Consider the following 12,184-nt stretch of genomic DNA (forward strand, 5'->3'; position numbering starts at 1 on the left):
CGGCGCAAATTAAAGGACCGTGACATGTTTACCGTTTACCACTCCAATCAGCTGGATCTGTTAAAAACGCTGGCCTGCTGGCAGATTGAAAACCAGCCGCTGCGCGATCCGCTCTGTTCGGAGGTGGTACTGGTACAGAGCCCGGGTATGGCGCAGTGGCTCCAGATGTCGCTGGCCGAACAGTTTGGCATTGCGGCGAACATTGACTTCCCGCTGCCCGCCAGCTTTATCTGGGATATGTTCGTGCGCGTCCTGCCGGAGATCCCGAAAGAGAGCGCATTTAACAAATCCAGCATGAGCTGGAAGCTAATGGCGATCCTGCCCGCGATGCTGGCGGACGACGCTTTCACCATGCTGCGCCACTACCTTAGCGACGATGACGACAAGCGTAAGCTGTTCCAGCTCTCCTCCCGCGTTGCCGACCTGTTTGACCAGTATCTGGTCTATCGCCCGCAGTGGCTGAACAGCTGGCAGCAGGGGCAGCTGGTTGACGGGCTGGGCGAGGCGCAGATCTGGCAGGCTCCGCTGTGGGCGGCGCTGGTGGAATATACCCATCAGCTCGGCCAGCCGGAATGGCACCGTGCCAATCTTTATCAGCGCTTTATCGCCAGGCTGGAAAGCGACAGCACGCGCCCACCCAACCTGCCGGACCGGGTGTTTATCTGCGGTATCTCCGCGCTGCCCCCCGTCTATCTCCAGGCACTGCAGGCGCTGGGCAAACACATTGATATCCACCTGCTGTTCACTAACCCCTGCCGTCACTACTGGGGCGATATTCAGGACTACGGCTTCCTGGCGAAGCTGCAAAGCCGTAACCGCCGCCACTATCAGGACAACCGTGAAATTCCGCAGTTCCGCGACGTCGAGAACGCCTCCTCGCTGTTCAATGCCGATGGCGAGCAGCAGCTGAGCAATCCGCTGCTGGCCTCCTGGGGGAAGCTCGGGCGTGACAATCTCTATCTGCTGGCACAAATGGAGCCAAACGAAGTTTTCGCCTTTGTCGACATCGAGCCGGTAAACCTGCTGCAAACGTTAAAGCGCGACCTGCTGGAGCTGGAAGATCATGCGGCGATTGGCCTGAAGCAGAGTGAGTGGGCCAGCAGCAGCAGCAAGCGCGTGCTGGCGGCGGAAGACCGCTCGGTCTCTCTTCACCTCTGCCACAGCCCGCAGCGCGAGGTTGAAGTGTTACAGGACCGGCTGTTGGCGATGATGGACGCCGACCCGAGCCTCACCGCGCGCGATATCATCGTGATGGTCTCGGATATCGACGCCTACACGCCGTTTATCCAGGCGGTATTTGGCAATGCCCCGCCAGAGCGCGCGCTGCCATTCGCAATTTCTGACCGCAGTGCCAGCCAGGCGCATCCGGCGCTGCAGGCGTTTATCTCCCTGCTCAGCCTGCCGGACAGCCGCTTTACCGCCGAAGAGGTGCTGGGGTTGCTGGAAGTGCCCGCCGTGGCCGCCCGATTTGCGGTCGATGAAGAGGGGCTGCGCCTGCTGCGTCACTGGGTAGGGGAATCCGGCATTCGCTGGGGGCTGGATGATGACAACGTGCGCGAGCTGGAGCTGCCCGCCACCGGCCAGCACACATGGCATTTCGGCCTGACGCGCATGCTGCTCGGCTACGCGATGAACAGCGAAGCGGGGGACTGGCAGGGCATCCTGCCCTATGACGAGTCGAGCGGGCTGATTGCTGAACTGGCGGGCAACCTGGCGGAACTCCTCGCGCAACTGCACCGCTGGCGGCAGTGGCTGAGCGAGGCGCGCCCGCTGCCGGAGTGGCTGCCGCTGTGCCGTCAGCTGCTTGACGACTTCTTTACCCGCGATGCCGAAACCGAAGCGGCGCTGGCGCTGATTGAAGAGCAGTGGCAGCAGGCGATCGCCTACGGGGTGCAGGCTGGCTATCAGCCGGCGGTACCGCTGACCATCCTGCGTGACGACCTGGCGGCGCGCCTCGATCAGCAGCAAATCAGCCAGCGCTTCCTCGCCGGGCCGGTCAACTTCTGCACCCTGATGCCCATGCGTTCCATTCCCTTTAAGGTGGTGTGCCTGCTGGGCATGAACGACGGCGTTTACCCGCGTACGCTGCCGCCGCTCGGTTTTGACCTGATGAACCAGCAGGCGCAGAAGGGCGACCGTAGCCGCCGCGACGATGACCGCTACCTGTTCCTTGAAGCGCTGAACTCCGCACAGCAGCAGCTGTACATCAGCTATATCGGCCGCTCGATTCAGGATAATACCGAACGATATCCTTCAGTGCTGGTCAGTGAATTAGTGGAGTACATCAGTCAGAGCTTCTGCCTGGCCGCCGATCGTGACAAAGATGTTGATAGCAGCGCTGAGGCGCTGATCGACCATCTGCACCATCTGCACAGCCGCATGCCGTTTGCGGCAGAGAATTATCGTGAGCAGGCGGAGTTTCGCAGCTTTGCCGCCGAGTGGCTGCCCGCCGCCGCCGCCCGCGGTACGGCACATCCCCCGTTTATGCAGGCATTGCCGGATGAAAGCGAAGAGATACTGAGCTTTGACAAGCTGGTGCGCTTCTGGCGCCACCCGGTGCGGGCATTCTTCAGCCTGCGCCTCGGCGTCAGCTTCCAGCTGGAAGAGACCGCTCTGCCGGATGCGGAGCCGTTCTCCCTCGACGGTCTCAGCCGTTATCAGGTCAACGCACAGCTGCTGAACAGCCTGATCGACGGCAGCGAGAGTGACCGTCTGTACGCGCGCCAGCGTGCCGCCGGGGCGCTGCCCTACGGGGCATTTGGTGAACTGTTCTGGCAGGAGCAGGAGCAGGAGATGAGTGAACTGGCCGGGCGCATACGTGAACAGCGTGCCGCTGCAGAAAGCTGGGAAATTGCGCTGGAGATCGGCGGCCTGACGTTAAGCGGCTGGCTGACGCAGGTGCAGGATAACGGCCTGCTGCGCTGGCGGCCCGGCATTCTCAACTTTAACGATGGCCTGACGCTCTGGCTGGAACACCTGGTGTATTGCGCGCTGGGCGGCAGCGGCAGCAGCGTGATGATGGGGCGCAAAGAGAGCGAGTGGCGCTTCCCGCCGCTGCCAGCAGAGCAGGCTTTGCAGCTGCTGGCTCACTATATTGACGGTTACCGGCTGGGCATGTGTGCCCCGCTGCTGCTCACCGCTTCCGGTGGGGCCTGGCTCAAAGAGTGTTTTGATGATAAAACCGGCGTGGTGCAGCGCGATGATGCCACGCAGAAAAAAGCCCGGGCGAAGCTGTTACAGTGCTGGCAGGGCAATTATCAAATTGACGGTGAGGGCAGCGACCCGTATCTGCAACGCCTGCTGCGTTCGCTGGATGAGACCGGCGTGCAGGAGATGACTCAACAGGCCGAACGCTGGCTATTACCGTTATTGCAGCATCATCGCCCGGATTAACCATGTTTTCAGGACATTCAGGCTGACATCCTGTAGTGTTTTTGATTTAGGCTGTGTCCCGCAATGGGTCGTGGTGCGGTCGTAGCGCCAAAATTGCGGGACACAGCCTGATGACTTAGCGTGCGTGACACAGCCGTGCGCTGAAATCTGTAAGCCGATATTCAACCGGCAGGAAGCCGGAGAATAACAGCCCGTTGAGGAGTTTGAATGCGTCGTTATGCCGTCTGGTTAGCTTGTTTTGTTTCCGTCACGTTGTTCGCCCCGCTGGTTCAGGCGCAGGATGGCTGGCAACCGATTACTGAAACTATCCGCAAAAGTGAGAAGGATCCTCGCCAGTACCAGGCCATCAAGTTAGACAATGGCATGACCGTGCTGCTGGTTTCCGATGCGCAAGCCACTAAATCGCTGGCGGCGCTGACGCTGCCGGTGGGTTCGCTGGAAAACCCCACCGACCAGCTTGGGCTGGCGCACTATCTGGAACATATGGTGCTGATGGGGTCAAAACGCTATCCGCAGCCGGATAACCTTGCTGAATTCCTCAAAAAACATGGCGGCAGCCACAACGCCAGCACCGCGTCTTACCGCACCGCGTTCTACCTGGAAGTGGAAAACGATGCGCTGCAGCCCGCTGTCGATCGCCTGGCCGATGCCATCGCCGAACCGCTGCTCGACCCGGTGAATGCCGACCGTGAACGCCATGCGGTTAATGCCGAGCTAACGATGGCGCGTTCGCGTGACGGGCTGCGGATGGCGCAGGTTGGTGCGGAAACGCTCAACCCCGAGCACCCGAGTTCACGCTTCTCCGGCGGTAATCTGGAAACCCTGCGCGACAAGCCCGGCAGCAAGCTGCACGATGCGCTGACCGCGTTTTATCATCGCTACTACTCCGCCAACCTGATGAAGGCGGTGATCTACGGCAATCAGCCGCTGCCAGAGCTGCAAAAAATTGCTGCGGCGACCTTTGGCCGTGTCGCCAACCACCGTGCCACGGTACCCGATATTAGCGTGCCGGTGGTGACCGATAAGCAAAAAGGCATCATTATTCACTACGTGCCGGCCCAGCCGCGCAAGCAGCTGAAAATCGAATTCCGCATTGATAACAACAGCGATAAATTCCGCAGTAAAACCGACACGCTGATTGGCTATCTGATTGGCAACCGCAGCAAAAACACGCTGTCAGACTGGCTGCAAAACCAGGGCCTGGCCGATTCGATCAGTGCCGGGGCCGACCCGGTTATCGACCGTAACGGCGGCGTATTCTCGATTGCGATTTCACTAACCGATAAAGGCCAGGCGAATCGCGATGAGGTGATTGCGGCGGTATTCAGCTACCTCAACCAGCTGCGCACCGAGGGGATTGATAAGCGCTACTTTGATGAAGTGGCGCACGTGCTGGATCTCGATTTCCGCTACCCGTCGATCACCCGCGATATGGACTACATTGAATGGCTGGTGGACACCATGCTGCGCGTTCCGGTCGCCGATACGCTGGTGGCCCCGTATATCGCCGATGACTACGATGCGCAAGCGATCGGAGCCCGGCTGGACGGCATGACGCCGGAAAACGCGCGCATCTGGTTTATCAGCCCGAAAGAGCCGCACAATAAAACCGCCTACTTTGTTGATGCCCCCTATCAGGTCGACAAAATCAGCGCCCAGCGCTTTAAGGACTGGCAGGTGGAAAGCGATAAAATCAAACTGTCGCTGCCGGTGCTTAACCCGTATATCCCCGATGATTTCAGCCTGATCAAGGCCGATAAGGCTTATGCGCGTCCGCAAGAGCTGATGAATCAGCAAGGGCTGCGGGTGTTCTATATGCCAAGCCAGTATTACGCGGACGAGCCGAAGGCCAATATCACCCTTGCGCTGCGCAATAAGGCTGCGATGAGCACGGCACAGAACCAGGTGATGTTTGCGCTGAATGACTACCTGGCGGGCGTCGCGCTGGATGAACTGAGCTCGCAGGCGTCGGTGGGCGGCATTAGCTTCTCCACCAGCGAAGACGACGGCGTGACCTTCAGCGCTACCGGCTTTACCCAGCGCTTGCCGAAGCTGATGAGCCAGCTGCTGAAGGGTTACACCAGCTTCACGCCGACTCAGGCGCAGCTGGAACAGGCGAAATCCTGGTATCTGGAACGCCTGGATGCGGCAGACAAAGGCAAAGCCTTTGAGCTGGCTATCCAGCCTGCGCAGCTGCTTTCCCAACTGCCTTACACCCAGCGCAGCGAGCGCCGCAAGCTGGTGGCAACCATCAGCCTGCAACAGCTGATGGACTATCGCAAAATGCTGCTGGAGCAGTCTGCGCCGGAGCTAATGGTGGTCGGCAATATGACCCCGGATGCGGTGCGCAGTCTGGCCACCGAGGTGAAAACCCAGCTCAACTGTGAAGGCCATGAGTGGTGGCACAGTGAGCACGTCACCATCACGAAGCCAACGCTGGCTAACCTGCAGGAGGCGGGCAGCAGCACCGATTCGGCGCTGGCAGCGGTCTACGTCCCGGTCGGCTTTGAGGAGTACCAGAGCATGGCCAGCAGCGCGATGCTGAGCCAGATTATCCAGCCGTGGTTCTACAATCAGCTGCGCACCGAAGAGCAGCTGGGCTATGCGGTGTTTGCTTTCCAGATGCCGGTCGGCCGCCAGTGGGGCATTGGCTTCCTGCTGCAGAGCAACGTCAAGCAGCCTGCCTTCCTGTTGAGCCGCTTTAAAGCCTTCTACCCCACGGCGGAAAAACGCCTGCGTGAGATGAGCAAAGCGGACTTTGCCCAGTATCAGGCCGCGATGATCAACGAACTGAAGCAGCGTCCGCAGACGCTGGATGAAGAAGCCGGGCGCTTTAGCAAAGACTTTGACCGCGAGAACTACAAGTTCGATACCCGCGAGAAAGTGATTGCTCAGATCCAGGCGCTGACGCCGCAGTCGGTGGCTGACTTCTTCCATCAGGCGGTGATGGCACCGACCGGGCTGGCGCTGCTGTCGCAGATTTCCGGCAGCCACCATGGTAAAGCCGACTATGCCAAAGAGAAGGGCTGGACCACGTGGAAAGACCTCTCCACGCTGCAACAGTCGCTGCCGGTGAGCCAGGATACGCCATGAGCCAACGGAGGCCTGAGCGGCTTGATCCGTTAACTCTGCCGCTGCACGGTGAGCGGCTGATTGAAGCCTCAGCAGGGACCGGTAAGACCTTCACCATCGGTCTGCTTTATCTGCGCCTGCTGCTCGGCCTGGGCGGCGAGGCGGCATTCAGCCGCCCGCTGTCGGTCGAAGAGATCCTGGTGGTGACCTTTACCGAAGCGGCTACCGCCGAGCTGCGCGGGCGTATTCGCGCCAATATTCACGAGTTGCGCATCGCCTGCGTGCGCGGCGAGAGCCGCAACCCGATGCTCTCCGTACTGATGGCAGAACTGCCCGATCGCGACTGGGCGGCCTCCATGCTGCTGGCGGCGGAGCGACAGATGGATGAAGCTGGGATTTTTACCATTCACGGCTTCTGCCAGCGCATGCTGAATCTCAACGCGTTCGAGTCCGGTATGCTGTTCGAACAGCAGCTGATAGAAGATGAAACCCCGCTGCGCCGCCGGGCGACTGCTGACTTCTGGCGCCGCCACTGCTACCCGCTACCGCTGGCGGTGGCCAGAGTGGTGCGCCAGCTGTGGGCGGGCCCGGAGCAGCTGCTGAAGACCCTGTCACCGTGGCTGGGGGGCGAAGCGCCCGCGCTGAAGTCAGCGCCGCATCCTGACGAGACGCTGGAGCAGCGCCACGCGAAAATCATTGCGCAGATCGACGCGCTGAAACAGGCGTGGCTGGCGGCGGGCGATCTGCTGGCGCTGCTGGAAGCCTCCGGCGTTGACCGGCGTAGCTACAACAGTAAGCACTTACCTAACTGGCTGGAAAAAATCAGCCAGTGGGCGCAGCAGGCAACGGAAGATTACGAGGTGCCGAAAGATCTTGAGCGCTTCGGCCAGCGCGTGCTGCTGGATAAAACGAAAAAGGGTGAACCGCCGCGCCATGCGCTGTTTGACCAGATCGATGCCTTCCTTGCCGAGCCGCTATCGCTGCGTGACCTGGTGATTGCCCGCGCGCTGCACGAGGTGCGTTTTGTCACCCAGCAGGAGAAACGCCTGCATGCGCAGCTGGGCTTCGACGATCTGCTGGGGCGCTTTGATGCCGCCCTGCAGCAGCCGGGCGGTGCGGCATTGGCGGCGGCTATTCGCCAGCGCTATCCGGTCGCGCTGATCGATGAGTTCCAGGATACCGACCCGCAGCAGTACCGCATTTTCCAGACGCTGTACGTGCGCCAGCCCGACAGCGCTCTGCTGCTGATTGGCGACCCGAAGCAGGCGATCTACGCCTTCCGCGGTGCGGACATTTTTACCTATATGAAGGCGCGCGCCGAAGTTAACGCCCACTACACCCTGGAAACAAACTGGCGCTCTTCACCGGCAATGGTGGACGGCGTTAACCAGCTGTTTTTACGCCAGAACAATCCGTTCCTGTTCAGCGAAATCCCCTTTATTACCGTCGCCGCGGCGCAGCCGAACCAGACCTTAAGCTTTAGGCTCGATGGCCAGCCGCAGCCCGCATTGCAGTTCTGGCTGCAGCCGGGGGAAGGCGTGGGGGTAAGTGATTACCAACAGTTTATGGCCCGCCAGTGTGCAGCGCAGATCTGTCGCTGGCTCAGCGCCGGCCAGCTGGGTAAAGCGCTGATTGGTAAAGCCGATAAGCAGCGCCCGGTGCAGGCTTCGGATATCACTATTCTGGTGCGCAGCCGCAGCGAAGCTTCGGTGATGCGCGAGGCGTTAAACGGCCTGAATATCCCGTCGGTATATCTCTCCAATCGCGACAGCGTGTTTACCACCCCGGAAGCTCGCGAGATGCTGTGGCTGCTGCAGGCGGTGCTGGCACCGGAGCAGGAGAGAGTGTTACGCAGCGCGCTGGCCAGCAGTTTGTTTGGGCTTGATGCCCTGGCGCTGGATGCCCTGAGTCGCGACGAGCGCGCCTGGGATGCGCTGGTGGATGAGTTTGCCGGATATCGCCAGCGCTGGCTGAAACGTGGCGTGCTGCCGATGCTGCGCGAGCTGATGGTGCAGCGTCAGATGGCAGAGAATCTGCTGGCCTCCGATGGCGGCGAGCGTCGCCTGACCGATCTGCTGCATCTTGGTGAACTGCTGCAGGAGGCTGCTGCCACTCTGGACAGCGAGCATGCGCTGGTGCGCTGGCTGGCACAACAGCTTGAGCAGCCGGACAGCGCGGTGGCCAATCAGCAGCTGCGGCTGGAGAGCGACCGCCACCTGGTGCAGATAGTGACCATCCATAAATCTAAAGGGCTGCAGTATCCGCTGGTGTGGCTGCCGTTTGTGGCGAACTATCGCGAGGCGGATAACGGCGTCTATCACGACCGTCAGACCTTTGAAGCACTGCTCGATCTGCAGCAGGGTGAAGAGAGTGTGGAGCTGGCGGAGCAGGAGCGGCTGGCGGAAGATCTGCGCCTGCTGTACGTGGCGCTGACCCGTTCGGTGTATCACTGCAGCGTCGGCATTGCGCCGCTGATCAAAGGCAACCGTAAAAAAGAGGGCAACAGCGATCTGCACCGCAGCGCGCTGGGCTATCTGGTGCAGCGGGGGGAAGCGGCTGATGCCGCGGGCTTGCGCACTGCTCTGCTCGCGCTGCAAAGCGAAGCCACGTCACTGCTGGAGCCGGGCGAGCCTGATTACGCGCCGTGGCAGCCGCAGCGGGAGGAGGCGCTAAGCCTCAGCAGCCTGCAGATGGCGCGGACGCTGCGCGATGACTGGCGCGTCACCAGCTACTCCGGCCTGCAGCAGCACGGGCAGCCGACGGCACTGGACCTGCTGCCGCGGCTTGATGTTGATGCCGCCGGCGAAGCCAGCGCCGAGCGGCTGCCGCAGTTGACGCCGCACACCTTTCCGCGCGGTGCCGCGCCCGGCACCTTCCTGCACGGCCTGTTTGAAACGCTGGAGTTCACTGAAGCCGTTGACGATGCGTGGCTGATGCAGCAGCTGAGCGGGCAGGGGCTGGATGAAGCCTGGCTGCCGGTGGTGCGCGAGTGGATTACGCGCATTTTACAGACGCCGCTTAACGACAGTGGTGTCTCGCTTCACCAGCTGCCCGCCGATGCGCGCCGGGTGGAGTTACAATTCTACCTGCCGATTGAACGCCTGCTGAAAGCAGAAGCGCTCGACGCGCTGGTACGTCAGGACCCGCTGTCGGCGGGCTGCCCGCCGCTGGATTTCTATCAGGTGCAGGGCATGCTGAAAGGCTTTATCGACCTGGTGTTCTGCTGGCAGGGGAAATATTACCTGCTGGACTACAAATCCAACTGGCTGGGTGAAGACAGCAGCGCCTATACCCAGCAGGCAATGGCGCAGGCGATGCAGTCGCACCGCTATGATCTGCAGTATCAGCTCTACACCCTCGCGCTGCACCGTTATCTGCGCCACCGCCTGGCGGACTATGACTACCAGCAGCACTTTGGTGGGGTGATCTATCTGTTTCTGCGCGGCCTGGACGGCACCGATGCCAGCAATGGCATTTACAGCACGCGGCCCGCGCCGGAGTTTGTCGAGGCGCTCGACCAGCTGTTTGCCAAACAAGCGGAGAGCGGCGTATGACGCTGGCTGAATTACTGAAACAGGCGCAGAGCCTGCGCCTGCTGCGCGCGCTCGACGTGCAGTTTGCCCGGATGGTGGCAACTGAGCAGCAGCCCGCGCTGATGCTGGCGGCGGCGCTGGTCAGCCGCGATGCGGGAGAGGGGCACGTCTGCCTGCCGCTGGACCAGCTGCAGCCGGAAGCCTTTTTCGCCGGGCGTCACCCTGAGCTGGCGCAGGCGCTGTGGCAGGCGGCGGGCGCACCGGACGACTGGTCAACGCTGCTGCTGGCGCAGCCGGCGGTCAGCGACGGCAGCACGGCAACGCCGCTGGTGCTGCACCAGCAGCGCCTGTATCTGCACCGCATGTGGCAGAGCGAAGGCGAAGTGGCGCAGTTTATTCAGCGCCAGCCGATCCCGCAGGTGCGGGAAGAGGCGCTTATTCGTCTGACGCTGGACCGCTACTTTGGTCAGCAGCCTGATGACTGGCAGAAGATAGCCGCGGCGGTGGCGCTCACGCGGCAGGTGGCGGTAATTTCCGGTGGCCCTGGCACGGGCAAAACCACGACGGTGGCGAAGCTGCTAGCCAGCCTGATCGAACTGTCGCCGGGTACGCCACGCATTGAGCTGGCGGCACCGACCGGTAAAGCGGCGGCGCGCCTGACGGAGTCGCTGGGCAAAACTCTGCAGAGCCTGCAGCTGGATGCTGCGGTGCTGAAAAGCTTTCCGCAGGAGGCGACCACGCTGCACCGGCTGCTGGGCGCGCTGCCCGGCAGCCAGCGGATGCGCTATCACGCGGCGAACCCGCTGCACCTCGACGTGCTGGTGGTGGATGAAGCCTCGATGGTCGATCTGCCGATGCTGGCCAGCCTGATCGCCGCGCTGCCGCCGCAGGCCCGGGTGATATTCCTCGGCGATCGTGACCAGCTGGCCTCGGTGGAAGCCGGTGCCGTGCTGGGCGATATCTGTCGCTGTGCCGAGTCTGGCTACAGCGTGCAGCGTGCCGCCGAACTGTCGCGCCTTACCGGCTGTGAAGTGGCAGGGCGGGACGATGCTGATGCGCCCCAGGTGCGCGATGCTCTCTGCCTGCTGCGCAAAAGCTACCGCTTCACGGAGTCTTCAGGGATTGGCCAGCTGGCACTGGCGGTGAATGCCGGAGAGGTGAAGCGGGTGGAGCAGGTCTTTGCCCAGGGCTTTAGCGATATCAAGCGTCACGCGCTCAGCAGCAGCGAAGACTATCAGCAGCTGCTGAATGAGTGCGTGGCGGGCTATCGTGACTATCTGATGCGGCTGAAGAGCGGAGCATCACCTGCGGAGGTGCTGTCGGCCTTCAGCCGCTTCCAGCTGCTGTGCGCGCTGCGCGAGGGGCCATTTGGCGTGGCGGGATTGAATGAGCGCATTGAGCAGGTGCTGCGTGCCGCCGGACTTATCCGCCGTAATGTGGCGCTGTACGGCAAGTGGTATGCCGGGCGGCCGGTGATGATCGCCCGTAACGACCGCGCGCTGGGGCTGTTTAACGGCGATATTGGTATTGCGATGCTGGATGACGAGCAGCAGCTAAAGGTGTTTTTCCCGCTGCCGGACGGCACGATTAAAGCGGTGCAGCCCAGCCGCCTGCCGCCGCACGATACGGCTTTTGCGATGACGGTGCATAAATCCCAGGGATCGGAGTTTGAGCACACGCTGATGGTGCTGCCAAACCAGGTAATGCCGGTATTAACGCGGGAGCTGGTCTACACCGCGATTACCCGCGCCAAACAGCAGCTGACGCTGTACGCCGATAAAGCGGTGTTTAACAGTGCGGTGAAAATGCGCACCCGGCGCCGGAGTGGATTAGTAGAGCGCCTGACGATTGCGTAGGGGCGGACCGCTGTTTGGGTCCGCCCGAGGGTCGATCAGAAAAAATGGTCGACCCCTACGGTTCACTTCAGGCTATTCGGCTGCTGCAGGTTTTTTGTAGGGGCGGACCGCTGTTTGGGGCCGCCCGAGGGTCGCCCGGAAAAGAGGGTCGACCCTTACGATTCACTTCAGGATGTTCGGCTGCTGCAGGTTTTTTGTAGGGGCGGAGCGCTGTTTGGGTCCGCCCGAGGGTCGACCGGAAAAAATGGTCGACCCCTACAGTTCACTTCAGGCTATTCGGCTGCTGCAGGTTTTTTTGTAGGGGCGGACCGCTGTTTGGGTCCGCCCGAG

The 12,184-nt window shown here is 61.5% G+C and carries 4 protein-coding genes; all 4 read left to right on the forward strand.

What is annotated here, in order from left to right:
- Window positions 1–24: 24 nt before the first annotated feature.
- The 4 genes from recC to recD all read left to right on the forward strand — a co-directional run bounded on the left by recC (window position 25) and on the right by recD (window position 11,854).
- Complete coding sequence (recC, locus tag QLG07_RS23245; RefSeq protein WP_282470244.1) at window positions 25–3,393, forward strand: exodeoxyribonuclease V subunit gamma; 3,369 nt, start codon at window positions 25–27, stop codon at window positions 3,391–3,393.
- A 207-nt stretch (window positions 3,394–3,600) separates the two neighbouring features.
- Entirely contained in the window at window positions 3,601–6,486 is a 2,886-nt protein-coding gene (gene ptrA, locus QLG07_RS23250) for a pitrilysin (protein ID WP_282470245.1), read from the forward strand.
- Window positions 6,483–10,019, forward strand: coding sequence for an exodeoxyribonuclease V subunit beta (recB, locus tag QLG07_RS23255; RefSeq protein ID WP_282470246.1), 3,537 nt, complete (start codon window positions 6,483–6,485; stop codon window positions 10,017–10,019). Before ptrA ends, recB begins: the two co-directional genes overlap by 4 nt.
- Window positions 10,016–11,854 (forward strand): exodeoxyribonuclease V subunit alpha, encoded by a 1,839-nt coding sequence (gene recD / locus QLG07_RS23260; RefSeq protein ID WP_282470247.1) that lies wholly within the window; start codon window positions 10,016–10,018, stop codon window positions 11,852–11,854. The genes recB and recD overlap by 4 nt, the downstream gene beginning before the upstream one ends.
- Window positions 11,855–12,184: the final 330 nt, after the last annotated feature.

The organism is Erwinia sp. V90_4 (genome assembly GCF_029967685.1).
Taxonomy (GTDB): Bacteria; Pseudomonadota; Gammaproteobacteria; order Enterobacterales; family Enterobacteriaceae; genus Erwinia; species Erwinia aphidicola.

Coding starts and splice junctions, on each gene's coding strand:
- recC (WP_282470244.1), top strand. CDS start 25: ATGTTTACCGTTTACCACTCCAATCAGCTGGATCTGTTAAAAACGCTG.
- ptrA (WP_282470245.1), top strand. CDS start 3,601: ATGCGTCGTTATGCCGTCTGGTTAGCTTGTTTTGTTTCCGTCACGTTG.
- recB (WP_282470246.1), top strand. CDS start 6,483: ATGAGCCAACGGAGGCCTGAGCGGCTTGATCCGTTAACTCTGCCGCTG.
- recD (WP_282470247.1), top strand. CDS start 10,016: ATGACGCTGGCTGAATTACTGAAACAGGCGCAGAGCCTGCGCCTGCTG.